The 26,357-nt window shown below is 39.2% G+C and carries 27 protein-coding genes and 3 other annotated features; of the genes, 24 read left to right on the top strand and 3 right to left on the bottom strand.

Features of this window, described 5'->3' with window-relative positions:
* Positions 1 to 7: 7 nt before the first annotated feature.
* The 15 genes from mutM (at position 8) to JNUCC25_RS23830 (ending at position 12,935) form a co-directional block, all read left to right on the top strand.
* The gene (gene mutM / locus JNUCC25_RS23900; protein WP_013059438.1) at positions 8 to 841 is read left to right on the top strand and encodes a DNA-formamidopyrimidine glycosylase; all 834 of its coding nucleotides are present in this window, start codon (positions 8 to 10) and stop codon (positions 839 to 841) included.
* Positions 842 to 901: 60 nt separating this feature from the next.
* Positions 902 to 1,531, top strand: coding sequence for a sporulation membrane protein YtaF (gene ytaF / locus JNUCC25_RS23895; RefSeq protein WP_028410526.1), 630 nt, complete (start codon positions 902 to 904; stop codon positions 1,529 to 1,531).
* Positions 1,532 to 1,554: 23 nt separating this feature from the next.
* Entirely contained in the window at positions 1,555 to 2,151 is a 597-nt protein-coding gene (gene coaE / locus JNUCC25_RS23890) for a dephospho-CoA kinase (RefSeq protein ID WP_016765703.1), read from the top strand.
* Positions 2,152 to 2,369: 218 nt separating this feature from the next.
* Positions 2,370 to 3,401, top strand: a complete 1,032-nt coding sequence (locus tag JNUCC25_RS23885; protein WP_013059435.1) for a glyceraldehyde-3-phosphate dehydrogenase — start codon at positions 2,370 to 2,372, stop codon at positions 3,399 to 3,401.
* Positions 3,402 to 3,826: 425 nt separating this feature from the next.
* Positions 3,827 to 4,207: an adenosylmethionine decarboxylase gene (speD, locus tag JNUCC25_RS23880; protein WP_013059434.1), complete on the top strand. Its 381-nt coding sequence runs from the start codon at positions 3,827 to 3,829 to the stop codon at positions 4,205 to 4,207.
* A gap of 93 nt (positions 4,208 to 4,300) precedes the next feature.
* Positions 4,301 to 4,687 (top strand): hypothetical protein, encoded by a 387-nt coding sequence (locus JNUCC25_RS23875; protein ID WP_064472166.1) that lies wholly within the window; start codon positions 4,301 to 4,303, stop codon positions 4,685 to 4,687.
* A 243-nt stretch (positions 4,688 to 4,930) separates the two neighbouring features.
* Positions 4,931 to 5,392 (top strand): transcriptional regulator NrdR, encoded by a 462-nt coding sequence (gene nrdR / locus JNUCC25_RS23870; RefSeq protein ID WP_013059432.1) that lies wholly within the window; start codon positions 4,931 to 4,933, stop codon positions 5,390 to 5,392.
* A gap of 72 nt (positions 5,393 to 5,464) precedes the next feature.
* Positions 5,465 to 6,892: a replication initiation and membrane attachment family protein gene (locus tag JNUCC25_RS23865; RefSeq protein WP_013059431.1), complete on the top strand. Its 1,428-nt coding sequence runs from the start codon at positions 5,465 to 5,467 to the stop codon at positions 6,890 to 6,892.
* Between the two features lie 32 nt (positions 6,893 to 6,924).
* Positions 6,925 to 7,857 (top strand): primosomal protein DnaI, encoded by a 933-nt coding sequence (gene dnaI, locus JNUCC25_RS23860; RefSeq protein WP_013059430.1) that lies wholly within the window; start codon positions 6,925 to 6,927, stop codon positions 7,855 to 7,857.
* 96 nt (positions 7,858 to 7,953) lie between these two features.
* Entirely contained in the window at positions 7,954 to 8,814 is an 861-nt protein-coding gene (gene ytxC / locus JNUCC25_RS23855; RefSeq protein WP_013059429.1) for a sporulation protein YtxC, read from the top strand.
* 60 nt (positions 8,815 to 8,874) lie between these two features.
* Positions 8,875 to 9,123 (top strand) — a binding site (T-box leader).
* Positions 9,124 to 9,167: 44 nt separating this feature from the next.
* Positions 9,168 to 11,126, top strand: coding sequence for a threonine--tRNA ligase (gene thrS / locus JNUCC25_RS23850; protein ID WP_194719240.1), 1,959 nt, complete (start codon positions 9,168 to 9,170; stop codon positions 11,124 to 11,126).
* A gap of 171 nt (positions 11,127 to 11,297) precedes the next feature.
* Positions 11,298 to 11,420: a sequence feature (ribosomal protein L20 leader region), on the top strand.
* 69 nt (positions 11,421 to 11,489) lie between these two features.
* Positions 11,490 to 11,993, top strand: a complete 504-nt coding sequence (infC, locus tag JNUCC25_RS23845; protein WP_013059427.1) for a translation initiation factor IF-3 — start codon at positions 11,490 to 11,492, stop codon at positions 11,991 to 11,993.
* Positions 11,994 to 12,014: 21 nt separating this feature from the next.
* Positions 12,015 to 12,215 carry a 50S ribosomal protein L35 gene (gene rpmI / locus JNUCC25_RS23840; RefSeq protein WP_013059426.1) on the top strand — a complete coding sequence of 67 codons (201 nt, stop codon included), beginning with the start codon at positions 12,015 to 12,017 and terminating at the stop codon, positions 12,213 to 12,215.
* A 39-nt stretch (positions 12,216 to 12,254) separates the two neighbouring features.
* On the top strand, positions 12,255 to 12,614 hold the full coding sequence (gene rplT / locus JNUCC25_RS23835; RefSeq protein ID WP_013059425.1) for a 50S ribosomal protein L20: 360 nt from the start codon (positions 12,255 to 12,257) through the stop codon (positions 12,612 to 12,614).
* A gap of 60 nt (positions 12,615 to 12,674) precedes the next feature.
* Positions 12,675 to 12,935 carry a DUF1294 domain-containing protein gene (locus tag JNUCC25_RS23830; RefSeq protein ID WP_029320031.1) on the top strand — a complete coding sequence of 87 codons (261 nt, stop codon included), beginning with the start codon at positions 12,675 to 12,677 and terminating at the stop codon, positions 12,933 to 12,935.
* Positions 12,936 to 12,953: 18 nt separating this feature from the next.
* Here JNUCC25_RS23830 and JNUCC25_RS23825 read toward each other — a convergent pair whose 3' ends face one another.
* Positions 12,954 to 13,331, bottom strand: coding sequence for a hypothetical protein (locus JNUCC25_RS23825; RefSeq protein ID WP_013059423.1), 378 nt, complete (start codon positions 13,329 to 13,331; stop codon positions 12,954 to 12,956).
* A 132-nt stretch (positions 13,332 to 13,463) separates the two neighbouring features.
* Between JNUCC25_RS23825 and JNUCC25_RS23820 the strand changes: the two genes are divergently transcribed.
* Both JNUCC25_RS23820 and JNUCC25_RS23815 read left to right on the top strand, forming a co-directional pair.
* Positions 13,464 to 13,952, top strand: coding sequence for a dUTP diphosphatase (locus JNUCC25_RS23820; protein ID WP_013059422.1), 489 nt, complete (start codon positions 13,464 to 13,466; stop codon positions 13,950 to 13,952).
* 77 nt (positions 13,953 to 14,029) lie between these two features.
* Entirely contained in the window at positions 14,030 to 15,115 is a 1,086-nt protein-coding gene (locus JNUCC25_RS23815; protein ID WP_013059421.1) for a M42 family metallopeptidase, read from the top strand.
* 56 nt (positions 15,116 to 15,171) lie between these two features.
* On the opposite strand, the gene sspI is transcribed toward JNUCC25_RS23815, so the two are convergent.
* Positions 15,172 to 15,378, bottom strand: coding sequence for a small acid-soluble spore protein SspI (sspI, locus tag JNUCC25_RS23810; RefSeq protein ID WP_013059420.1), 207 nt, complete (start codon positions 15,376 to 15,378; stop codon positions 15,172 to 15,174).
* Between the two features lie 140 nt (positions 15,379 to 15,518).
* Here sspI and JNUCC25_RS23805 point away from each other — a divergent pair, with 140 nt between their 5' ends.
* The 3 genes from JNUCC25_RS23805 (at position 15,519) to pheT (ending at position 20,084) form a co-directional block, all read left to right on the top strand.
* Entirely contained in the window at positions 15,519 to 16,283 is a 765-nt protein-coding gene (locus JNUCC25_RS23805; protein ID WP_172802886.1) for a TrmH family RNA methyltransferase, read from the top strand.
* 48 nt (positions 16,284 to 16,331) lie between these two features.
* Positions 16,332 to 16,567, top strand: a binding site (T-box leader).
* A 54-nt stretch (positions 16,568 to 16,621) separates the two neighbouring features.
* The gene (gene pheS, locus JNUCC25_RS23800; RefSeq protein WP_013059418.1) at positions 16,622 to 17,656 is read left to right on the top strand and encodes a phenylalanine--tRNA ligase subunit alpha; all 1,035 of its coding nucleotides are present in this window, start codon (positions 16,622 to 16,624) and stop codon (positions 17,654 to 17,656) included.
* A gap of 13 nt (positions 17,657 to 17,669) precedes the next feature.
* Entirely contained in the window at positions 17,670 to 20,084 is a 2,415-nt protein-coding gene (pheT, locus tag JNUCC25_RS23795) for a phenylalanine--tRNA ligase subunit beta (protein WP_029320035.1), read from the top strand.
* Positions 20,085 to 20,117: 33 nt separating this feature from the next.
* Here the strand turns inward: pheT and rnhC are convergent, their stop codons facing one another.
* Entirely contained in the window at positions 20,118 to 21,032 is a 915-nt protein-coding gene (gene rnhC / locus JNUCC25_RS23790; protein ID WP_029320037.1) for a ribonuclease HIII, read from the bottom strand.
* Between the two features lie 143 nt (positions 21,033 to 21,175).
* On the opposite strand from rnhC, the gene zapA reads away from it, so the two are divergent.
* The 4 genes from zapA to JNUCC25_RS23770 all read left to right on the top strand — a co-directional run bounded on the left by zapA (position 21,176) and on the right by JNUCC25_RS23770 (position 26,284).
* On the top strand, positions 21,176 to 21,436 hold the full coding sequence (gene zapA, locus JNUCC25_RS23785) for a cell division protein ZapA (protein WP_013059415.1): 261 nt from the start codon (positions 21,176 to 21,178) through the stop codon (positions 21,434 to 21,436).
* Complete coding sequence (locus JNUCC25_RS23780; protein ID WP_078082191.1) at positions 21,433 to 21,990, top strand: CvpA family protein; 558 nt, start codon at positions 21,433 to 21,435, stop codon at positions 21,988 to 21,990. The genes zapA and JNUCC25_RS23780 overlap by 4 nt, the downstream gene beginning before the upstream one ends.
* Before the next feature lie 198 nt (positions 21,991 to 22,188).
* Complete coding sequence (gene polX, locus JNUCC25_RS23775) at positions 22,189 to 23,901, top strand: DNA polymerase/3'-5' exonuclease PolX (RefSeq protein ID WP_029320042.1); 1,713 nt, start codon at positions 22,189 to 22,191, stop codon at positions 23,899 to 23,901.
* A 19-nt stretch (positions 23,902 to 23,920) separates the two neighbouring features.
* Positions 23,921 to 26,284, top strand: coding sequence for an endonuclease MutS2 (locus tag JNUCC25_RS23770; protein ID WP_029320044.1), 2,364 nt, complete (start codon positions 23,921 to 23,923; stop codon positions 26,282 to 26,284).
* The last annotated feature ends 73 nt before the right edge of the window (positions 26,285 to 26,357 follow it).

The following is a 26,357-nucleotide window of genomic DNA, read 5'->3' as shown; positions in this document are numbered from 1 at the left end:
GACAAACGTGCCAGAATTACCAGAAGTTGAAACCGTCAGACGTACGTTAATTGAATTAGCCAGTGGAAAGACCATTGAGCGTGTAACAGTTAAATGGCCTAATATTATCAAACGTCCTGAACAAGTTGAACAGTTTTGTGATGCGCTTGTTGGACAAACCATTCGAGATGTTGAACGCAGAGGTAAGTTTTTGAAAATTGTGCTCGATGATTATACGATGGTTTCTCATTTGCGTATGGAAGGGAAGTATGCTCTCCATGAGAATGCAGAAGAACCAGATAAGCATGTACACGTCTTTTTTCACTTCACGGATGGAACGGAATTGCGATACCGGGATGTAAGGAAGTTTGGTACTATGCACTTATTTAAAAAGGGAGAGGAAGATCTGTTTCCTCCTCTTATTGGCCTTGGACCTGAACCGTTTGACGAAACATTTAATCCTAGTCAATTAAAAATGAGAATCGGCAAAACCTCTCGAAAAATCAAGCCGGTTTTACTCGATCAAAATGTCGTGGTTGGGCTAGGAAATATTTATGTAGATGAAGCACTGTTTCGCGCAGGGATTCATCCTGAACGAGTGGCCAGCCAATTAACAGACGAAGAGTATGAAAAATTGTACGAAGAAATTGTAGCGACTCTTCAAGAAGCTGTGAAGCAAGGAGGCAGCACAATTCGCACGTATGTAAACACACAGGGACAAATAGGCATGTTTCAGCAGCAGCTTTATGTGTACGGAAGAAAAGGCGAATCCTGTAAAATGTGCGGTACTCCAATTGAAAAATTTGTCGTAGGCGGTAGAGGAACACATATCTGCCCAAATTGTCAGCCGGCTAAAAAATAACAATGGATGGGCTCCTTTCATATACTACGTATAGACAGAAAGGAAAGGAGTCCTCTCATCATGATAACATTTTCTTTACTTATTCTTGCTTTTGCCGTAAGTCTTGACAGCTTTAGCGTTGGCCTGACATACGGACTTCGAAAGGTGAAAATCCCGCTGAAATCCATTTTTATTATTTCATGTTGCTCAGCATTTTCTTTAATGTTTTCTATGTTTTTAGGAAAAGTACTTACGCATCTATTTTCAGTGGATGTACTAAATAAAGTAGGCGGAGGTATTCTTGTTCTGCTTGGGATGTGGATTTTATACCAGTTTTTTTGTCCGGCAGATTCATCTCGAGTGAAAGAAGAAAAAACATTAGTGAAAATTGAAATTAAGTCAATTGGCCTAGTCATCAACGTATTGAAAAAGCCAATTGCAGCAGATTTAGATAATTCAGGTTCCATCAATGGAATTGAAGCATTTATACTTGGAATTGCATTATCTCTGGATGCATTTGGAGCAGGGTTTGGAGCGGCTTTATTAGGTTATTCGCCGTATGCTCTAGCAATTGCTGTAGCTCTTATGAGTTCTCTTTTTTTAAGTGCGGGCATACAGTTTGGCAAGGTTTTTTCACGTTTATCATGGATGAAAATGTTCTCGTTTGTACCAGGAGTTCTGCTCATTATTTTAGGTATTTTTAGATTTTAAATAAAGGGATAAAGGAGAGACCCATGTCAATTGTAATTGGATTAACGGGCGGAATTGCAAGCGGAAAAAGCACGGTAACCGGAATGCTACGAGATATCAATATTCCAGTAATCGACGCTGATCACATTGCAAAAGAAGTCGTAGAACCAGGAAAAGAAGCATACAAACAAATTGTCGAGACGTTCGGCCGTTCTATTCTTCACGAGAACGCGGAGATCAATCGAGCGGCTTTAGGGGAAATTGTGTTTTATCAAGAGGAAGAACGTAAAAAGTTGAATGCAATTGTACATCCTGCCGTAAGAAAAGAAATGCTTTCTCAAAAGGAAAGCTATATAGAGGAAGGTTACGAAGCCGTTGTATTAGATATTCCGCTGCTGTTTGAAAGCGATTTGACACACTTAGTGGATAAAGTAGTGGTTGTATATGTCGATGAGTCTGTGCAGCTAGAAAGGTTAAAGTCGCGTAATAACCTCTCGGCGGAGGATGCCTATGCGCGTATCCATGCACAGCTGCCTTTGATTCAAAAAGTAGCCTTAGCCGATGCGGTGATCAATAACAACGGTCCTGTAGAGGAAACAAAACAACAGCTTTTAAGTATATTAGCCCTATGGCTAGATTAAAGAGTGAATGATTGCATTCACTCTTTTTTTATTGGGAATATTTAAGGGCTTCTAAAAAAGAATGTGTTAAATATCTGTTCTCGCTATATACATATAGTAAAACTTAATTAAAATAATTTATTAAAAAAAATTAATATTATTCACTTTTTAAATATTTATGTTATACTATTCAATATAAAAAGTTAAATAGTATAACACATATAGAGAGGGGTATAGCCATGAAAGCACGTATTGCCATTAATGGTTTTGGGAGAATAGGAAGAATGGTGTTTCGCACAGCGATTATAGAGGAAAATTTAGATATTATTGCAATAAATGCATCTTATCCAGCAGAAACGTTAGCACATTTAATCAAATATGACTCTATACACGGACCATTTAATGGAGATGTCAAATGTGATGATGATGCGCTAATTGTTAACGGTAAAAGAATTCAGCTATTAAATTCACGTGATCCGCTGAATTTGCCTTGGAAAGAGCTTGGGATTGATCTCGTTGTTGAAGCAACGGGAAAATTTAATTCAAGAGAAAAAGCGCAGTTACATATTGAAGCAGGTGCGAAAAAAGTTGTCTTAACGGCACCCGGTAAACAAGAAGATATCACCATTGTGATGGGCGTAAACGAACGAGAGTTTGATGTGAATCAGCATAACATTATTTCCAATGCCTCTTGTACGACAAATTGTCTAGCTCCAGTTGTCAAGGTACTAGACGAAGCGTTCACAATTGAAAACGGTTTAATGACGACCGTTCATGCATATACAAATGATCAAAAGAATATCGATAATCCGCATAAAGATTTGCGAAGAGCTCGTGCGTGTGCTCAATCAATTATTCCTACAACAACTGGAGCAGCCAAGGCACTTTCATTAGTTCTTCCTCATTTAAAAGGAAAACTTCATGGGATGGCGCTTCGTGTGCCAACGCCGAACGTATCGCTTGTCGATTTAGTTGTGGATGTAAGGAAACCTGTGACGATGGAAGATGTTAATTTAGCGTTTATTAAAGCCGCTGAAGGACCATTAAAGAATATTTTAAATTTAACAATGGAACCACTCGTATCAATTGACTTTAATACAAATCCTCATTCAGCGATTGTAGATGGACTATCCACAATCGTAATGGAAGATCATAAAATTAAAGTGTTAGCTTGGTACGATAACGAGTGGGGCTACTCTCAGCGCGTAGTCGATTTGGTAAGATATATTGCTGCAGAAATGCGTAATGGATCAAAAATAAGAGTAAGCTAAGAAAGCTATTGATTGCTTTTAAAAAAAACAGGGAGCTATCGCCCTGTTTTTTTTTTGTTTTTATTCAAAAGAATAGGGAAAAGCAATAAGATAAGCATGCAAAGGGGTGTTTATTTTCCTCAATTTTAATAAAAAATTAATAGTCGTTTAGCAGCTTTTACACACTTTCTCACGAGAATACAGGGGTAATTTGTATAGGTCTATCTGCAAGAACAATCTTTAATAAAATCAAAACACGTATTGCAAAATAAATGTAAACAAAGTATACTATGTTTCGTGAACTTCTTGTGTACCTTTCGGTGATGTGGCTACTTAAAGGGTTAGGACCTCTTTGGACTAACTTTCCCCCGTGGTAGTTAACATGCTATATGGCGAAAGAACTTCATGTTTAACGATTAAAAATTGTTAAAGGGGGAAATATCATTATGGAAACAATGGGTCGTCATGTCATCTCAGAATTATGGGGATGCGATTTCGATAAGTTAAATGATATTGATTATATTGAAAAAACGTTTGTTGATGCAGCTTTAAAATCTGGTGCGGAAGTTCGCGAAGTAGCGTTCCATAAATTTGCACCTCAAGGTGTAAGTGGCGTTGTTATTATTTCAGAATCACATTTAACGATTCACAGCTTCCCAGAGCATGGTTATGCAAGTATCGATGTTTATACTTGTGGTCATTTAGATCCTACAATCGCAGCAGATTATATTGCAGATGCTCTAAGTGCACAGACACGTGAAACAATTGAATTACCACGTGGAATGGGTCCTGTTCAGGTAAAACAAACTAAAGCGAATGCACTTTAATAGTGTCGATTGATTACGTAAGTTAAGAGGTGTATTACACACCTCTTTTTAGTATATAAATTTTTAATACGCAAAAACAAAGGGGATAACAACATGGGGGTAGTACAAGCAGTTAAATCTTTATTTTCTAATCATGTAGAAACAAGCGATCACCATTCAGATCCGACTCTAAAAACGCATTATTACAAAACAACGGCCGGGAATGCATTTAAGCAAGTTCATGAAATGTTGAAGCACATGCAAGGGATAGAGATACTTGCTGCGTATGAAGAGCGAGGAGAAATTAGCTTAAACGTTGTAAAAGGAAGAAAAGCTTTTGTTGTGATTACTATTATTAACGTACGTCCTCTTGAAACCGCTATCGATTTTTCTGCTACAACAGAATCAAAAGTGGTGCCGGTTGATTTTGGTTTTAGTAAAGAACTTGTAAGTACGCTTTATAAGAGCTTTGATCAAAAACTTATTCCTATTTCTTCGTAAGTTCCTTATCATTTTTGAATTTCAGGAAATAAAATGGGGAAATTCCTTTTCCTTTACTTGTATTCAAGCCTTGTTTTCTATAAGATGGAATAAAGCAAATCCTTTAATACAGCATCGTGTTTGTTAAAGGAAATGATGATAAAAATCATAATAAATGGCGAATAGCCGGCTAACATAGATGGAAATTAACTTATATAAGAGAAAATAAAAAGAAAAACAAGGTTTATTATTGGAGCTGAGAATATGAAGTGCCCATCCTGTCATTACAATGGAACGAGAGTGCTGGACTCGCGCCCTGTAGAAGAAGGCCGCTCTATTCGTAGAAGACGTGAATGCGAAGAGTGTCACTATCGTTTTACAACTTTTGAGAAAGTAGAAGAACTTCCGTTAATTGTTGTAAAAAAAGATGGAGCGAGAGAAGAGTTCAGCAAAGACAAAATCCTTCGAGGGTTAATTAAGGCGTGTGAAAAACGCCAAGTAAGCTTAAAACAATTAGAAGATACCGTACACGATATTGAAACAGAGCTGCGCAGTCAGGGTACATCAGAGGTGCAGTCAGATGTGGTAGGAGAAATGGTGATGGAGCGATTAGCTGCTATCGATGAAGTCTCTTATGTTCGATTTGCTTCTGTATACCGACAATTTAAAGACATCAATGTATTTATTGATGAATTAAAAGATTTAATTAAGAAGGAACGACTGTAAAAGAGCTATTGAAGTATTCTTTAGGCTCTTTTTTTGTCATTTCTATTACTTTAAAAGTAGGTAGGGAACGACATGAAAGAACAACATTGGAAAGAAATGATACCGGTCGATCGTTATGTTGTTCGTTCGAACGGCATACTGCAGGAATACGACCGAAAGATTTTAACCATGCTCTATCAGCCGTTGGTGGGTACAACGTGCTTTGGTCTGTATATGACGCTATGGAGCGAGCTGGAACAAGATCGTTTATGGGGGAAAGAGTCTACGCATCATCATCTAATGTCAATGATGCAAATTAATTTGAAAGCTATTTACCATGAGCGGTTAAAATTAGAAGGCATTGGTTTGTTAAAAACATATATTAAGGAAGAAGATGATGTTCGTGTGTTCATTTATGAGCTCATTCCTCCTCTTACGCCCCATCAGTTTTTTAACGATGGCGTGTTAAATGTATATTTATATAACCGACTCGGAAAATCTATCTTTCAAAAAGTAAAAAATTATTTTTCTGATTCACTCGTCGATGACCAATCGTTCACAGATGTGACGCATTCATTTAACGATGTATTTAAATCAGTTAAAGCAACAGAGCTGGCTCCAAGTTTTCAGTCTGAAAGCAAGGATGTATTTTCTCCTGATGCTCAAACGGACTTTGTGGATTCCTCCAAACGCGCTTCTATTGAGATGAGCCCGGATTCCTTTGATTTTGATTTATTTTTAGCAGGTCTAACAGATTCAATGATTTCGAAAAGGTCTATTACATCTAAAGTAAAACAAGCGATTGAAAAGCTAGCCTTTTTATACGGTATCGATCCTCTTCAAATGAAAAACGTGGTGCTCGATTCGCTAAATGAGAACGATCAAGTTGATATTGAATTGCTTAGAAAAGCGGCACAGTCCTTTTACCAATTTGAAAATGGAGAAGCACTTCCAAATCTAAGCGAACAAATTCAGCCGCCTATGCTTCGTACTATGCAGGAAAAGCAGCCGCAGACAAAGGAAGAGCAGCTCATTCAACAGCTTGAAGTGACTTCTCCTCGACAGCTTTTGATCGAGTTTTCCGGGGGAGCAGAGCCTTCAAAAGCAGATTTGCAAATGATCGAAGAAGTGATGTTTAACCAAAAGCTTTCACCAGGGGTAGTAAATGTTCTTATTTACTATGTTATGCTAAGATCCGATATGAAATTATCTAAGAGCTATGTAGAGAAAATTGCTGGACACTGGGCGCGCAAAAAGGTACAAACTGTTCAAGATGCCATGAATTTAGCTAAAAATGAACAGAAAGAATATCAGAATTGGACCGAAGCAAAGCAAAATAAAAAAACGGCTGGACGAAAAATTGTGCGTAAAGAAATGGTGCCAGAGTGGCTGAGCGATGAAGAAAAAGAAGAGAAAAAGCAGCCTTCAAAAGAAGTGGACGGATTTGAAGAAGAAAAACGAAAGCTACAAGAAGAGCTCAAACAGTTAGATCAAGAGCTAAAACAAAAGCATAAAGAATAAAAAGCAGGTATGATAGAGGTGAGGTGAAAAAGATGAAGCCTATCAATGATTCACTAAATCAGTTAGTGAACAAAAAGGATTTTAAAGCACGCTTAGAAGCATTAAGAAACAGTATCCTGTCTAATCCCGAAGTTAAAACATTTTTGCAAGAGCATCGCCATGAGTTAGATGAGCAAATGGTCGACCGAGGTCTGATGAAGATGCATGAATTTATCGACCAAAGCAAATGCTGTGACAAGTGTCCTTCTTTGCAAAGCTGCGTCAACATGGTGAAAGGATACCACCCTCAGCTGGTTGTAAAAGGCCGGAATATTGATTTACAGTATGAACGCTGTCCTAGAAAAGTACAAGAAGATGAGCGAAAAGAACAAGAATCTTTTATTCAGTGTATGTACGTGCCTAAAGAAATTTTACAGGCAACAATGTCTGATATTGAAATTGAGCAGGGAAGATTTGAAGCCATTAAACTAGTAAGAGATTTTGTGCGAGAATATGAGCCAAATAAGAAAATGAAAGCTTTATATTTACACGGTTCGTTTGGTGTGGGGAAAACGTATTTTCTTGGAGCAATTGCCAATGCGTTAGCCGAAAAGAAAGTGAAATCTACCATTCTGTATGTCCCGGAGTTTTTGCGTGAGTTAAAAGGTTCGTTTCAAGATCAAAGTTTCAATGAGAAAATAGAGTATGTCAAAAAAGTACCGGTTCTTATGCTTGATGATCTCGGAGCAGAATCCGTAACGAGCTGGATGCGAGACGATGTGCTCGGAACCATTTTACAATTCCGTATGCTCGAAAATTTGCCGACATTTTTCAGCTCGAATTTAAATTTTAAAGAGCTTCAACATCATTTGACTTATACCCAAAGAGGCGAGCAGGAAGAGCTCAAAGCCGCTCGTGTCATGGAACGAATTAAGTCTCTAGCCATTCCTGTTGAAATGAATGGAGAGAATAAACGAAATAGATGAGCAGGTCGTTTTACATTTCTTGTAACGACTTGCTCATTTTTTTGCATGTTGCCCCATATACATTAATAAAGCGTGTCCAAAGGGGGGCTATGAGGAATGAAAATATTCTTTAAATATGTAGAAGACGCAGTCGTTGTATATGAGTCTTTATGCGCGAAGCGAAGCGCTTTATCGTATGGTTCACAGTGCTTGAAGCTGGTGAATAATCAGCTTTTAGTCATTGATGAGACATACAATAGAGAGGCCGTTTTACAAGACATGGTGATACCGGTATTAACCCACGTAATTTTAAAAAAGAAAGAAAAAAAGATGATGGTAAACATATTAAAAGAACAATTTTTCTATTCAGAAGAGGAAGAGCAAGATTTGCTGCTTCAAATTATGGGGGGGATTATGGAAGGAGAGAGAGGCGAAATTCCGCAAAAAACATTTTCTCTTCCAAGAGAATTACTTATCCGCCAGGCTCTTCAAGACTTCTTCATTCATAATGTAACATTCACCTTTGAGTCTTTTCTCCAATTCCGCTTAAAAGAATATCAAGAGCGGCTGCGCTATTATGCCGAGCTGGCGATTGATGAATATAAGCTTGAACAAGACTATCAAATTCTTATTCATCAGCTGCGTCAAGCAGCTAATGAAAGACAGTTATCTACAGGCGATGTGTATGTAATGCACTTGAATAAAAACAAGTTTGTGTTGTACGACCACAATAGTAGATATGTTCCTGAACGTGAATGTGCAGCTCTAGCAGAGGCCTTTTTATCTGAACAAGAATCATTATACATAGACTCAACTATTATCGCGCCTTTGCTAAGTTTATCTCCAGCTGCTATTCATCTGTATAGCGACCAGCATGATCATGATTTTGTTTATACCATTCAAAATATCTTCCAAGAAAAAGTTATGTTATACGAAAAAAATGAATTTCCGTTTGATCAAAAGCAAAATATAACGTGAAAGGTTGATTTCTATTTTGAAAATGAATATAATAAATGCATATTGAAAAACAGCTATATGTTACAAGTTATGATGAGGACATGAGTGTATATTTACGGTTTGTAGAGAGGGAGATCCAGGCTGAAAATCTCCTAACACGGAATATATTCTTACCACCTCTAAACTTCAGTAGTAAACGAGCAGAGCCTCTAGTAATTACTGACGGAATTTCCGTTATAAAACCTCGAGCCGCTTCGGGTTCTTTGGGTTATCCAAGATACGAAGAGGAAACAAGGGTGGTACCGCGTGTATACACAACTCGTCCCTTTTGATAAGGGACGAGTTTTTTGTTTTTACAAAAAGTTTATTCAGTTATGTTAAAGGAGTGGAAAGTTGTGTCAGAAGTAATCAAAATGACATTTCCTGATGGAGCTGTTAAAGAGTATTCAAAAGGATCATCAACAGAAGATATTGCGGCTTCTATTAGCCCGGGATTAAAGAAGAAAGCATTAGCAGGCAAAGTAAACGGCGAGCTGCTGGATTTACGTACGCCAATTGAACAAGATGGCAGTCTTGAAATCATTACGCAAGATGCTCCTGAAGCGCTTGAAATTATGCGTCACAGTACAGCGCATTTAATGGCTCAAGCAATCAAACGTTTGTACAAAGATACAAAAGTACAGCTAGGTGTAGGGCCGGTTATCGAAAACGGTTTTTACTATGACATCGATATGGAAGAATCAATTACTCCTGAAGATTTAGGTAAAATTGAAAAAGAAATGAAAAAAATCGTTAATTCAAATATTGAAATTGAACGAAAAGAAGTTTCTCGTGAAGAAGCCATTCAACTTTTTAAAGAAGTTGGCGATGAACTAAAGCTTGAATTGATCGATGCGATTCCAGCAGGTGAAAAGGTTACGATTTACCAACAAGGCGAATTCTTTGACCTTTGCCGAGGCGTGCACGTGCCGTCAACAGGCAAAATTAAAGAATTTAAACTATTAAGCGTAGCGGGTGCTTATTGGCGCGGAGACAGCGATAATCAAATGCTGCAGCGTATTTACGGTACAGCATTCTTTACAAAAGCAGATTTAGACGAGCATCTTCGTCTTCTTGAAGAAGCAAAAGAACGTGACCACCGTAAACTTGGTAAAGAGCTAAACTTATTTACAAATTCTCAAAAAGTAGGACAAGGTCTGCCTTTATGGCTTCCAAAAGGTGCGACGATCCGCCGTATTATCGAGCGTTATATCGTAGATAAAGAAGTAAGCCTTGGTTATCAGCACGTTTACACTCCAGTGCTCGGAAGTGTAGAACTTTACAAAACGTCTGGTCACTGGGAGCACTACCAAGATGACATGTTCCCTGCAATGGAAATGGATAACGAAGACCTGGTTCTTCGTCCGATGAACTGTCCTCATCACATGATGGTTTACAAACAAGGTATTCACAGCTATCGTGAGCTTCCAATCCGTATTGCTGAGCTTGGAACGATGCACCGCTACGAAATGTCAGGAGCATTATCAGGACTTCAGCGTGTTCGAGGCATGACACTAAATGATGCGCATATCTTTGTACGTCCCGACCAAATCAAAGAAGAATTTATTCGTGTAGTTCGCTTAGTTGAAGCGGTTTATAAAGATTTTGGATTTGAAAATTATTCATTCCGTCTATCTTACCGTGACCCTGCAGATACAGAAAAATACTTTGATGATGATGCAATGTGGGAAAAAGCACAAAGCATGTTAAAAGACGCGATGGATGAGCTTGACCTTGATTATTATGAAGCTGAAGGAGAAGCGGCATTCTACGGTCCAAAACTAGACGTTCAAGTTAAAACAGCTCTTGGTAAAGAAGAGACGCTATCTACGGTTCAATTGGATTTCTTACTTCCTGAACGATTTGATTTAACGTATGTAGGAGAAGACGGAAAACAACATCGACCGGTTGTTATTCACCGCGGCGTGGTGTCAACAATGGAACGTTTTGTAGCTTTCTTAATCGAAGAATACAAAGGAGCTTTCCCAACGTGGTTAGCACCTGTACAAGTTCAAGTGATTCCGGTATCACCTACCGTTCACCTTGAGTATGCAAAAGAAGTGCAAGAACAGCTTCAGCTGGCGGGTATTCGTGTGGAACTTGATTCTCGCGATGAGAAAATCGGTTATAAAATCCGTGAGGCTCAAATGCAAAAAATTCCTTATATGCTTGTTGTAGGGGATAAAGAAGTAGAGGATAAAGCAGTAAACGTACGTAAATACGGTGAGCAGAATTCAGAAACAGTGGACTTCCAAGCCTTTTTACAAAATGTAAAAGCAGAAGCATCTCGCTAATGAAAAAAGCAGAGAATTGAAATTCTCTGCTTTTTTATGCAACATTTATAAAAAACTGTTGCATAAATGTTTTTCCTTTGATACAATAATTTTTGTTGTGAAAAAAGAACGAAATCATTGACTTTTGTCTTTGTTGATACTATAATAGCTTAAGTAATTGAATACTTGTTTATACAGAAGAAGAAGCACCCGCTTCTCACCTGAGTGACGCATAGAGCAGTTAGCAGGTACATCGTATCTTAATTAAAACGATAGAAGTGTGGGTGCAGTATGTACTCACACTTTTTTGTGTGAGTTAATAATCGGTCTAAGCAAGCGTATTCGCTCATTAAACCTTGGAGGTGGCTACTTATTAGCAAGGACATGATGGTAAACGAGGGCATTCGAGCTCGCGAAGTTCGTCTAATTGATCAAAACGGTGAACAATTAGGAATTAAATCAAAAAATGAAGCATTAGAAATTGCTTCACGAGTAAATCTTGACTTAGTAATGGTTGCTGCAAATGCGAAACCGCCGGTATGTCGTATTATGGACTACGGTAAATTCCGCTATGAGCAACAACGTAAAGAAAGAGAAGCTCGTAAAAACCAAAAAGTTGTAAACTTAAAAGAAGTTCGTTTAAGTCCAACAATTGATGAACATGATTTTAACACTAAACTTCGTAACGCACGCAAGTTCCTTGAAAAAGGTGACAAAGTGAAAGCGTCTATTCGCTTTAAAGGTCGTGCCATTACTCATAAAGGGATTGGCCAAAAAGTACTTGAACGTTTTTCACAAGCTTGCGAAGATGTAAGTTCAGTTGAATCGGCTCCTAAAATGGAAGGCCGCAGCATGTTCTTAGTCTTGGCACCTAAAAACGAAAAGTAATAGAACGAGGAGGAACACCCCATGCCAAAAATGAAAACACATCGTGGCGCTGCAAAGCGTTTCAAAAAGACTGGAAGCGGTAAATTAAAACGTGCTCGTGCTTACACAAGCCATTTATTCGCTAACAAATCTACAAAACAAAAGCGTAAATTACGTAAAGGTTCTTTAGTAAGCAAAGGTGACTTCAAACGTATCCGTCACTTATTAGATAACATTAAGTAATTTGGGTTGAGATAGAAACAATACAGGAGGTAAACAATTATGCCACGCGTAAAAGGCGGTACAGTAACACGCAAACGTCGTAAAAAAGTTTTAAAATTAGCTAAAGGTTTCTTCGGTTCGAAGCATAGATTATATAAAGTTGCTAATCAGCAAGTTATGAAATCTCACATGTATGCTTATCGTGACCGTCGTCAGAAAAAACGTGACTTCCGTAAATTATGGATCACACGTATTAATGCAGCTGCTCGTATGAACGGTCTTTCTTACAGCCGTTTAATGCACGGTTTAAAATTAGCAGGTATTGAAGTTAACCGCAAAATGCTTGCTGACTTAGCTGTAGCTGATGAAAAAGCATTTGCTGAATTAGCAACTGCTGCTAAAAAAGGCTTAGATAAGTAATGAATATAAAGTCTCGTCATCTTTAGATGATGAGGCTTTTTTGCTATCGGAGGACATATCATGAATGAACTGCTGCTTACCTATTTTATTGTTATTAATATAGTAGGGGTAGGAATGATGTATAGAGATAAACAAAAAGCGAAAAGACATGAGTGGAGAATTGCCGAAAGCACACTGTGGACGGTAGCTGCTATCGGAGGAGCTCTTGGAGGACTGATTGGTATGTATTGCTATCATCATAAAACGAAGCACACATCGTTTACAGTAGGTTTTCCTATTCTTGCTGCTCTTGATTTACTTTTCTTTTTTGTTATCAGCTGAGCACAAATGATTTTGTGCTCAGTGTAAAAATTCTCGAACGGGGCTTTTCCAGCGAATAGGAGCATTTGGATACATGTCGTGTACGTGGCTTTCCAGCAGCTTGAAATCTTGTTTTTGCAGTTCATGTAATCGAGCTGGATCTGTTAACACCATTGTAATTGACAAAGATTCTGGTTCATTGGGATTGCTGTATTTTTCTCCTTCAAATAAAATACCTTTATACGTTAGTAGAAAATTTTTGCGGATATTCGTTTTTTCATCAACGACAAAAAATTGCTGATGTTCCTGAGCTGCTACAAGCTTCCGCTTTGGACTGCGAAAATGCTGAACCAGCTTTAATAGTGTGTAAGCAACAAGCGCGAAAATGAACACGCGAACGATAACAATAACAAACATAACGCTCCCTCCTTTACAAGGCACAGTTTTCTTACTTTACGTTCGAGTCTCTAAAAAGTTTCATGATTTTTGATATAATTTCTTTATTGGTTTAAAAAGAAGAAGATATACATAATTACAGGAGTGATTACATTGAATTTACAACAGCTATTTACCATGCAGCGCCAGCTGGATCAGCATATAGAGGATAAGCATGAGCTTCATAAGGAAGATTTGATTCCGAGAAAGCTTTTAGCACTGCTTGTCGAAATGGGAGAACTGGCAAACGAAACGCGCTGCTTCAAATTTTGGAGCGTCAAACCTCCGGCTGAAGACGCTGTTATTTTAGAAGAATTTGTGGACGGCGTACATTTTATCCTTTCTTTAGGGATTGAAAAAGGATACGATGATTTAACTGAGTTACCAAATGCAAAAGCAAGTGATTCAAAAACAGCACAATTTTTACAGGTATTTGCACAAGTTGCTGCTTTCGAGCAGGATCAGTCGAAAGGAAACTATGTGGACATGTTTGTATCTTACATGACGCTTGGCGATATGTTTGGTTTTTCCGCTGAACATATTGAAAAGGCGTACATCTCAAAAAATGAAGTGAATTTTAAACGCCAAGAACAAGGATACTAGAAATAAAGGGATGGGAAATTTTACTTCAACCTCTTTTTAGCTATAATAGAGGTATACATATGAAAGGGGTAATCCATATGACAAAGTTAGATGAAACATTGACGATGCTTAAAGCACTAACAGATGCAAAAGGAATTCCTGGCAATGAGCGTGAACCGCGTGAGGTTATGAAGAAATATATTGCACCTTATGCAGATGAAGTAACGACGGATGGGCTAGGCAGTTTGATTGCAAAAAAAGTGGGCAACGAACAAGGGCCTAAAATTATGGTAGCCGGTCACTTAGATGAAGTAGGCTTTATGGTGACTCAAATTGATGAACGCGGCTTTATTCGTTTTCAAACGGTAGGCGGATGGTGGTCTCAAGTTATGCTTGCTCAACGCGTAACCATCGTTACATCTAAAGGAGAGGTAACGGGGATTATTGGCTCAAAGCCTCCTCATATCCTGCCTCCAGAAGTTCGTAAAAAGCCCGTTGACATTAAAGATATGTTCATCGATATTGGTGCCTCTAGCAGAGAAGAAGTAGCGGAGTGGGGAGTGAAACCTGGTGATCAGGTTGTGCCTTATTTCGAATTTACGGTTATGAACAACGAAAAGATGCTGCTAGCGAAAGCCTGGGATAACCGTATCGGCTGTGCAATCGCTATCGATGTATTAAAAGCTTTAAAAAATGAAACACATGAAAATGTTGTGTATGGTGTAGGAACGGTGCAAGAAGAAGTTGGACTTAGAGGTGCAAAAACATCCGCTAACTTTATTGAACCGGATATTGCATTTGCTGTTGATGTCGGTATCGCTGGAGATACACCTGGTGTTTCTGATAAAGAAGCATCTTCTAAAATGGGAGATGGTCCGCAAATCATTTTATATGATGCTTCCATGGTTTCTCATAAAGGACTTCGAGATACAGTGGTAAATGTGGCAGATGAATTAAATATTCCATATCAATTTGATGCAATCGCTGGAGGCGGTACGGACTCAGGTTCTATCCATATTTCAGCTAACGGGGTGCCAGCACTTTCGATTACGATCGCAACTCGTTATATCCATTCTCATGCAGCGATGCTTCATCGTGATGATTATGAAAATGCAGTTAAATTAATTGCGGAAGTAATTAAACGCTTAGACCGAAATACGGTGAACGCAATTACGTATAATTAAAAAAAGCTCATTCTCCTAGGAGAATGAGCTTTTTGTTGTACATAGGAAAAGGCTATTTATTTTAAACCGTTTTCAAGCGTTGTCAGAATTTCTTCTTTTTCTGATTCTGGAGACTTTTCCCAAAGCACCTCAAATAAAACACCAAGTCCAGGGAGCATTTTTTCTTCACCGCTTTGAATAGCGTCAGAAATTGTAGCTTCAAGCTCTTCTTTTGAGTTTCCTGAAACGTTTGCAATAACAGCATTTCGTAAATTAAGATCCATCATTTTCACCTCAGCTATCGTAAAGTTACCAATAGTTTTTGTTTTCTTTGCGATTTCTATGTACAATAAAGTGAAACTTATCTAATGATTATTGAGCAAAATGTAATCGAACTATTTATTTTTGTATAGATAAAGGAGTTATGTTTGTGAAACAAATTGATTCAGTTAAAAATCCGCAGGTAAAAGCGTGGAAAAAGCTGCATAATAAAAAAGACCGTGATAAGCAGGGCCTTTTTATGGTAGAAGGCTTTCATTTAGTCGAAGAAGCTATCAAAAATAAGGATTGCGTAAAGGAACTAATTATACGCGAATCGATTGAAGTGCCAGCACAGTGGAACATAGATGGTATCGAAATAACCGTTGTAAACGAAGCAATAATTAAATTGTTATCTGACACAGAAACACCTCAAGGAATTATCGCTGTGTGTTTTCAAACGAAGCATGCAGAAATCATTCATACAGCACAGAAAGTATTGCTTTTAGATGCGGTGCAAGATCCAGGTAACCTAGGTACGATTATTCGAACCGCTGATGCTGCCGGAGTGGAGGCTATTATCGTTGGAGAGGGCAGCGTGGATGTGTACAACCCAAAAGTCGTTCGTTCAACGCAAGGAGCTATTTTTCACCTTCCAATTGTAAAAGGTGATTTACTCGAAATGATTTCACTGTTAAAAGAAAGAGAAATAGCAGTTTACGGCACGTCGTTACAAAATGGAAAGGTCTATACATGCGTAAAACCTTCAAACGAATTTGCGCTGGTTGTGGGAAATGAAGGAAACGGCGTAAGCGAGAAAGTGCTGGAACAAGCGGATCAGAATCTGTACATTCCCATCTATGGAAAGAGCGAGTCGCTAAATGTTGCCATCGCTTCTGGAATCTTACTTTATTATTTACGCGGAATGTAGTTGCATCGAGAACGTGTTTTCACTATAATAATACAATAGTTACATATGTAAAAAACGATGAAAGAGAGCAGTAGCTTATGTCCGTTTATGCAGGGAGAAAATGCCGTGACTGAAAGCATTTTTATAAATGTAATAAGTGAATTCACCTCTTGAGTTGACACTTAGACCATCTTACATAGATGTAAAGGTGTTCCGGAGATTCCGTTAACTTGAATGAAGTGAACTGTATACGTCTGTGTATATAGTTAACAAGGGTGGTAACGCGACTAATCCTCGTCCCTTTTTTGGGAGGAGGTTTTTTTATTTGTCATTTTTTACGTTAAAAGGAGGAATAAGTGATGAAAGAACGTTTACAAGAACTTCAACAAGAAGCAATTGCAAAAGTCGAAACAGCAAGTGCTTTAAAAGAATTAAACGACGTACGCGTAGCTTATTTAGGAAAGAAAGGCCCTATCACAGAAGTACTTCGCGGTATGGGAAAACTTTCAGCTGAAGAGCGTCCTGTAATGGGAGCACTTGCAAATGAAGTGCGTGAAGCTATTGCATCTAAAATTGAAGAAAAACAAACGGCGTTAGAAGCAGCCGAGGTAGAGCGTAAACTTGCTTCAGAAACAATCGACGTAACGCTGCCAGGACGCCCAGTTAAAGCAGGTACGCATCACCCGCTAACAAGCGTGGTTGAAGAAGTAGAAGATTTATTCTTAGGAATGGGCTATGAAGTAGCAGAAGGACCGGAAGTAGAGCAGGACTACTATAATTTCGAAGCGCTGAACTTGCCAAAAGGTCACCCAGCACGTGATATGCAAGATACGTTCTATATTACGGAAGAAACGCTTCTTCGTACGCATACATCAACTGTTCAAGCTCGTGTTATGAACAAGAATGAAGGCAAAGGACCTGTTAAAATTATTTGCCCGGGCAAAGTGTACCGCCGCGATGACGATGATGCTACGCATTCTCATCAATTCATGCAAATTGAAGGTCTTGTAGTAGACGAAAACATTCGTATGAGCGATTTAAAAGGCACGCTTGAAGTATTTGTGAAAAAGATGTTCGGTGCAGACCGTGAAATTCGTCTTCGTCCAAGTTTCTTCCCGTTCACTGAGCCGTCTGTAGAAGTAGACGTATCGTGTGCAAAATGTGGAGGTAAAGGCTGTAATGTATGTAAACAAACAGGCTGGATTGAAATTTTAGGAGCAGGCATGGTTCATCCAAATGTCCTTGAAATGGCTGGATACGATTCAACTAAATATCGTGGGTTTGCTTTTGGAATCGGTGTAGAGCGTATTGCTATGTTAAAACACGGCGTGGATGATATTCGTCATTTCTATACAAATGATGTTCGTTTCTTAGATCAATTTAAACAAGTATAAAGGAGGGACTACGATGTTTGTATCTTATCGTTGGTTACAAGAGTATGTTGACTTATCAGGCGTAACGGCAGAAGAGTTAGCAGATAAAATCACAAAAAGTGGAATTGAAGTTGAAGGTGTAGAAAACTTAAATAAAGGCATCAGCGGAGTGGTAATTGGTCACGTTGTAGAACGTGAACAGCATCCAAATGCTGATAAATTAAGCCGCTGTCAAGTAGATCTTGGCAGAGGAGAAATCGTTCAAATCGTGTGCGGGGCACCGAACGTGGCACAAGGTCAAAAAGTAGCGGTTGCAAAAGTGGGAGCTGTACTTCCAGGTAACTTTAAAATCAAGCGTGCTAAGCTTCGCGGTGAAGAATCGAACGGTATGATTTGTTCTCTTCAAGAGCTTGGCATTGAAAGCAAGCTTGTGGCAAAAGATTATCAAGAAGGCATCTTCGTGTTCCCAAGCGATGCTGAAGTAGGAGCGGATGCACTAGATGCATTAAACTTAAACGATGAAGTATTAGAACTAGGGCTAACACCAAACCGTTCAGACTGCTTAAGTATGTTAGGTGTAGCACATGAAGTGGCTGCTATTTTACGTCGTGAAGTGAAGTATCCGTCAGTAAACGTGCAAACGTCTGATGAGCAAGCAGCTGATTATATTTCCGTTAAAGTAGAGGCAAAAGAAGACAATCCGCTTTACGTAGCGCGCGTTGTGAAAAACGTAAAAATTGCTCCGTCACCATTATGGATGCAAACGCGTTTAATGGCAGCTGGTATTCGACCTCATAACAACGTTGTTGATATTACCAACTATATTTTGCTTGAATACGGCCAGCCTCTGCATGCTTTTGACTATGATCGTCTTGGTTCAAAAGAAATTGTTGTACGTCACGCGTCAGAAGGCGAGAAGTTTGTAACACTTGATGACCAAGAGCGCGTATTAAAAGGCAATCAGCTTGTCATTACAAACGGAAGTGAGCCGGTAGCTCTTGCAGGTGTAATGGGCGGAGCGAACTCCGAAGTAAAAGACGATACGGTAAATGTTCTCATTGAATCAGCTTACTTCAAAGGCTTAACGGTTCGCCAAGCTTCAAAGGACCACGGTCTTCGCAGTGAGGCAAGCGCTCGTTTTGAAAAAGGAATTGATCCTAACCGTACGCGTGTAGCTGCTGACCGCGCAGCAGAATTAATGGCTGAATACGCTTCAGGTGAAGTAGTAAGTGATACTGTAGAAGTGGATACACTAACTGTGGAACCTGCTGTTGTAGCTGTGTCACTTGGACGTATTAACGATGTGCTTGGTACAGAGCTATTAATGGAAGAAGTACAAGACATTATGAACCGTCTTCAATTTGAAAACAAAGTGGAAGACGAAACCATTGTTGTAACAGTGCCAACTCGTAGAGGCGATATTACAATTGAAGAAGATATCGTCGAGGAAGTAGCGCGTATGTATGGCTATGACAACCTTCCTACAACGCTTCCTGTAACAGTGGCAACTCCAGGAAAACTAACAGAGTATCAGCTTGGACGCCGTAAAGTTCGCCGTTTCTTAGAAGGTGCGGGACTAGCACAAACAACAACATATTCGTTAACGAGCGCTGGAAAAGCTACTCAGTTTGCACTAAATGCAACAAGTACGATTGGTTTAGCAATGCCGATGAGTGAAGATCGCAGCATCCTTCGTCAAAGCTTAGTGCCTCATTTGCTAGAAGCAGTGAAGCATAATAATGCTCGTCAGTCGGATTCTATTGCGCTATACGAAACAGGCTCAGTGTTCTTATCTAAAGGTGAAGGAGAATTACCGGATGAGCAGGAGCGCGTAGCTGGTGCAATCACGGGTCTGTGGCATGCTCACGGCTGGCAAGGTGAAAAGAAAGTCGTTGATTTCTATGTGATTAAAGGTGTACTAGAAGGGTTATTTGCACAGCTTGGTTTGGAGAAACGAATCTCATATGCTCCCGTTAAAAAAGACGGTATGCACCCTGGACGTACAGCGGCTGTATGGTTAGATGAAAAAGAAATTGGATACGTAGGTCAAGTTCATCCTGTTGCTCAGAAACAATATGGTCTTCGTGAAACATACGTATTTGAATTACACCTTCAAGAGCTATTAGCTGCAGATGTCGAAGAAGTTCGTTATTCAGCTATTCCAAGATTCCCATCTATTACTCGTGATATTGCACTTGTTGTAGATAAAAACGTTCTTGGAGGAGAAGTTCAGCGCGTCATCTATGCGGCGGGCGGAGAACTTTTAAAAGACGTGACGGTATTTGATCTATATGAAGGAGAGCGTATGGAAGAAGGCAAGAAATCTGTAGCTTTCTCTTTACGTTACTTAGATCCTGAACGTACATTAACTGATGAAGAAGTAGCAAAAGCACATGGTGCAGTGTTAGAAGCTGTAGAAAAAGAATTTGGTGCAACGCTTCGTTCATAAGAATAAGAAAAGAGATGTGGATTTCCACATCTCTTATTTTTTAGCTAATTTTAAAGCTTTTTCTGTATTAGCAAAATGAATTTTAGCTAAAGAGTTCAGCGCATTCACGCCATGTTTCTTAATGATTTTAGCAGCGGCGATATCAACTTGTGCGCCAGCTCCGCGAGGAATAACCATCCCGGTCTTTTCGGTCAGCAAATCCATTTGTTTTAAAAATGCGTATCTGGCAATAATGGAAGCAGCAGCTACAGATAAATGAACGCTTTCTCCTTTTGTGCTGAAAAAGACATTTTCTTTGATAATTTCTTTTTCCTTTACCACGTGTTTATAATAGGTGTTTTTTTCGACAAACTGGTCAATTAAAATGGCATCGGGTTTTTCAGGATCCAATTTTTTTAACACGTTGGATAAAGCTTTGTTGTGTAACAGAGCTTTCATTTTACCTTGTGACATGCCTTTTTCTTGAAATGCATTATACTTTTCGTTATGTAAAACAAGCAAACTATAGGGAATAAACGAAACAAGCTGCTTGGCAATTTCAATAATTTTAGCATCCGTTAACTCTTTTGAATCGCGTACTCCTAATTCTTTTAACAAAGGAAGCTGCTCTTTTTGAACATAGGCAGCAACTACGGTCATAGGACCAAAATAATCTCCCGTCCCTACTTCGTCAGAACCGATGACCGATAGTGAGCTGAAGTTTGATGGGAGGTGGGAGACAGGATCCTTTTTCGCAGCATCTAAAGAGCCTCCCCACTTAGCCGCTTCTGTTTCAGCTTCTTTTCCTTGAAAAAGTACTTTTCCAGAGCGGTACGCAGTGATAGAACAGCCGGGAGTTTTAGCCGCAAACATACTTCCCTGCGGCAGTTTGGGCTGCAAATAGGATGTGTAATGAAGCTTCATTTTAGCTATTTGATCAGCTGATACCTTAATAACAGCATGTGACATAATGCTTCACTCCTTTCGGGGTATTTTAGTTTACTTTATAAGCACTATCCCTTATGATAGCTTAAATATAGATATGTTTCCATTGAAGTCTTCTTCGTGGTATGATAGGGATTAGGATTTTTCGTGGAACGGAGGATTTTCTCGTGTCAAGACAAGATAAAACACGTGCGACAGTTGACATCTTTGGTCAGCAGTACAGCATCGTCGGTAGCGAAAGTACAAGCCATATTCGACTTGTCGCCTCTATAGTGGATGAAAAAATGCGTGAAATCAGTACTAAAAACCCTTCTTTAGATATCAATAAATTAGCAGTATTAACAGCTGTGAATGCTGTACACGAATATATAAAACTGAAAGAAGACTATGAGAGACTTGAACAAAAACTTTATGGAAAAGAGGAATGACTGAGTCAATGCTTAATATCATTTTAATTATATTGCTTCTTTTAGGCTTTGTAACAGGTCTTAAAAGAGGATTTATTTTGCAGCTCATTCATATTGTCAGTTTTGCGGTTTCGTTTGTCGTCGCTTATATGTTTAGTGGAGATTTGGCAAGCCGACTTCGCTTGTTGATTCCGTTTCCGGACAATATTCAGCAGCAAAGTGTCGCATCGTTTGTATTTGATTCTGGAACGATAGAAGACGCTTTTTATCGAATGATTGCATTTGCGATTTTATTTTTTGCTACTCACATTGTACTTCGCCTTGCAGGCTCTGTTTTAACGGCTTTAACCGAACTGCCAATTCTGCGCCAGTTAAATAAATGGGGCGGAGGTGCACTTGGATTCGTTGAAGTGTATATCATCGTTTTTATTTTGTTATACATTGGAGCCGTGATTCCTGTAAGTGAAATTCAAACGCCAATTCAACAGTCTTCAATTGCAATCAATATCGTACAAAATACTCCATACTTATCGTCTGCGATTCAAGATTTGTGGACTCAGTATGGTGTAATGTAATGAAATTACAATAGCTTGTTGAGAGGGTGTGTCGAAAGTGTCATAATACTTTTGAGATACCCTCTTTTTTTATCGCAGTCTAATCTGCGGTTTTCACGAGGATAAAAGTATGTCTATATGAAAATTTGAGAGAGTAAATATGTCACTCATCATGTTTTTGAAAGTTTCGTTATTATGATAATAGGCTGGTGAAAAGAGATGAATAAAAAGAATATTATTAAATTGTTAGAAACAATTGCTACATATATGGAATTAAAGGGAGATAACCCTTTTAAAATTTCTGCTTTTCGAAAAGCAGCTGCAGCGCTAGAAACGGACGAAAGAACGCTGACAGAGATTGAGGATTTTACAAAGCTCCAAGGGATTGGAAAAGGAACGGCTGCAGTCATTACAGAGTATATGGAAACAAATGAGTCAAGCGTATTAGAAGAACTAAAGCAAGAAGTTCCTGAAGGACTTATTCCTTTGCTTAAGCTGCCGGGGCTTGGAGGTAAAAAAATCGCTAAATTATATAAAGAGCTAGATATTCGGGATATGGAATCACTGCATCAGGCCTGTATGGAAAATCGAGTGCAGGGACTAAGCGGTTTTGGTAAAAAGACAGAAGAGAAAATTATCGCTGCTATTGAAGAGTTTGGGAAGCGTCCTGATCGTTTGCCTCTTGCTTTTATGCTTCCAATAGCGGAAGACATTTTAGAAGCCCTTAAACATATGCATAGCATTGAGCGTTTTTCTCAAGCAGGGAGCATTCGCCGCATGAGGGAAACCGTAAAAGATCTTGATTTTATTATTTCAACAGCTGAGCCTCATGCTGTCCGTGAACAGCTAGTATCGCTGCCAAATGTGAAGGATATCATTGCAAATGGAGATACAAAAGTATCGGTAACGTTAGCCTATGAGTACGATGTGTCTGTGGATTTTCGTCTTGTAGAAGATAAAGCGTTTGCCACAACGCTGCACCATTTTACAGGATCAAAAGATCATAATGTGCGTATGCGTCAATTAGCAAAAGAACGCGGTGAAAAAATTAGCGAGTATGGCGTTGAAAATGCCGAGACAGGCGAAGTCATGACTTTTGAGTCTGAACAAGCATTCTATGAACATTTTGGGCTCTCTTTTATTCCGCCGGAACTTCGTGAAGATGGAACGGAAGTAGATGCATTTATAAAGCCTCAAAAGCTTGTGACCTACGGTGCCGTAAAAGGTGATTTGCATATGCACTCCACGTGGAGCGACGGGGCGTATTCGATTGAAGAAATGGCGGAAGCATGTCGCGCGCGAGGCTATGAGTACATGGCGATTACAGACCATTCTCAGTATTTAAAAGTAGCTAACGGTCTAACGCCTGAACGCATTCGTAAACAGCGTGAAGAAATTAATCGTTTAAACGCACAGTTCGATGATTTTACAATACTAGCAGGAATTGAAATGGATATTTTGCCTGATGCAACACTTGATTATGATGATGAAATGCTAGCTGAGCTAGATTTTGTTATTGCGTCCATTCACTCTAGTTTTTCGCAATCACGCGAAGAAATTATGAATCGCTTAAAGCAAGCGTTAAACAATGTTCATGTAGATTTAATCGCTCATCCGACGGGTCGTTTGATTGGTCGCCGCAACGGATATGATGTAGATATTGATATGCTAATTGAATTAGCTAAAGAAACAAAAACGGCTCTTGAACTAAACGCGAATCCAAACCGTTTAGATTTAGCGGCTGAGCATATAAAAAAAGCCCAAGAGGCAGGAGTTAAAATTGCTATTAATACAGATGCTCACAATCTAGACATGCTAGAGCATATGGAAATTGGAATATCTACGGGAATTAAAGGCTGGCTTAAACCAGAAACGGTATTAAATACGTATAGTCTCAAAGAATTAACCGCCTTTTTAAATCGACATAAATAAGCAACAGGAGGAATCAGTTTTGCAATCACGTATTTTTCATGTACTAGAGTTTAATAAAGTTAAGGAACAGCTTCAGAAAAAAGTAGCTTCTTCTTTAGGCCGAGAAAAAGTAGCGAATTTGATTCCCTCGACTCAGTATGAAGAAGTAGTCAAATGGCAGGAAGCAACAGATGAAGCTACAACCGTGCTGCGATTGCGTGGCAACGTACCGCTAGGGGGCATTTTTGACGTTCGATCTAGCGTGAAGCGCGCTGAAATTGGGGGAACGCTAAGCTCTAATGAACTTCTTGATGTAGCAAGCACTATTTATGCTGCAAGACAAGTCAAGCAATTTATCGAGCAAGTAGTGGAAGACGAAGATTTACAGCTTCCAATTATAACTGAACATATCGAAAAACTAATGCCTCTTCCTGAGGTAGAACAAACAATTAAAATGAGTATTGATGAGAATGGTACAGTGCTAGACGGTGCAAGCGACCAGCTAAGAGGCATTCGTCAAAAACTTCGCTCAACGGAGTCTCGTATTCGCGAAAAGCTAGAGAGCCTTATTCGCTCCTCGTCCGCTCAAAAAATGTTGTCAGATGCAATTGTTACCATTCGAAACGAACGTTTTGTTATTCCTGTTAAGCAAGAATATCGCAGTGCGTATGGAGGCATTGTGCACGATCAGTCTTCATCTGGAGCAACTTTATTTATTGAGCCTCAGGCGATTGTGACGTTAAACAATGAGCTTCAAGAAGCAAAAGTAAAAGAAAAACAAGAAATTGAGCGTATTCTCATTGCTTTAACCGTTCAGGTAGCGGAAGTGGCAAATGAACTCCGTCAAAACGTGTATCTGTTAGGTGAGCTGGACTTCATGTTTGCTAAAGGGCGCTATAGCCATGAGCTAAAAGCTTCAAAACCTAAAATGAACGACCGAGGCTATATTAAGTTAGTGAAGGCAAAACATCCTCTTATTGCACAGGAAGACGTCGTTGCGAATGATATTGAGCTAGGTGATCAATATACATCTATCGTTATTACAGGGCCAAATACCGGCGGTAAAACCGTAACGTTAAAAACACTTGGATTATTTACGTTAATGGCTCAAGCAGGTTTGCAGATTCCTGCGCTGGATGGATCGGAAATGGCTGTGTTTAAGCACGTATTTGCTGATATTGGAGATGAGCAGTCGATTGAACAAAGTTTGAGTACCTTTTCATCTCATATGGTCAACATTGTAGATATTTTACAAAAAGTAGATCACGAAAGTCTGGTCTTGTTCGATGAATTGGGAGCAGGAACGGATCCTCAAGAAGGTGCAGCGCTTGCGATTTCGATTTTAGATCAAGTATATGAAAGAGGCGCTCGCGTAGTTGCGACTACTCACTATCCTGAATTAAAAGCGTACGGCTATAACCGTGAAGGAGTGGTCAATGCTAGCGTAGAGTTCGATATTGAAACATTGAGCCCTACTTACAAGCTGCTGATTGGTGTACCGGGCCGAAGCAATGCTTTTGAGATTTCAAAACGTTTAGGTTTAAGTGCTGAAGTAATTGAACGTGCCAAAGGCTATATTGGCTCAGAAACAAATAAAGTAGAAAATATGATTGCCTCTCTTGAAGATAGCCGCCGTCAGTCTGAACACGAGCTAGAAGAAGCTGAAGAGCTAAGAAAAGAGGCTCAGAAGCTTCATAAAGAGTTACAGAGTCAGATTATTGAGTTTAATGAAAAACGAGATAAGCTGTACGAAAAAGCTGAAGAAAAAGCTCAAGCCACAGTTAAAGCAGCATCTGAAGAAGCAGAGAAAATCATTAGCGATTTGCGTAAAATGAGTCAAAAAAATCATGCGCTTGTAAAAGAGCATGAATTGATTGAAGCGCGTAAGCGTCTAGAAGATGCAGTTCCAACTCTTGAAAAAAGTAAAAAGAAACCAGCTGCGCCGAAAAAACAAGAGCGCACTCTTCAAGCTGGAGATGAAGTGAAAGTCTTAAGCTGGGGACAAAAAGGAACGCTTGTAGAACGAGTAAGCAATAATGAATGGCAAGTACAAATGGGGATCATGAAAATGAAGGTGAAAGAAAAAGATCTCGAATATATCAGTTCCCCAAAACCTGTAGAAACAAAGCCGCTTGCTACGGTAAAGGGAAAAGATTATCACGTAAATCTAGAACTGGATTTAAGAGGAGAGCGCTATGAAAATGCGCTGATTCGAGTTGAAAAATATATTGATGATGCTTTGTTAGCCAACTATCCGCGCGTTTCGATTATCCACGGTAAAGGAACTGGAGCTCTTCGTAAAGGCGTACAGGAATATTTGAAAAATCATCGTTCTGTTAAAAATATTCGTTTCGGAGAGGCTTCTGAAGGAGGTTCTGGCGTTACGGTTGTGGAATTTAAATAAAAGAACGCTGAAATAAAAGTGTCAGTCGATGCACTGAACAAGCATATATGAAGATAGAAAATCCGACATGGCT

The organism is Priestia sp. JNUCC 25, assembly GCF_053667915.1.
Note: the sequence above shows the minus strand (reverse complement) of the source record. Positions and strands in the feature narration are given on the sequence as shown.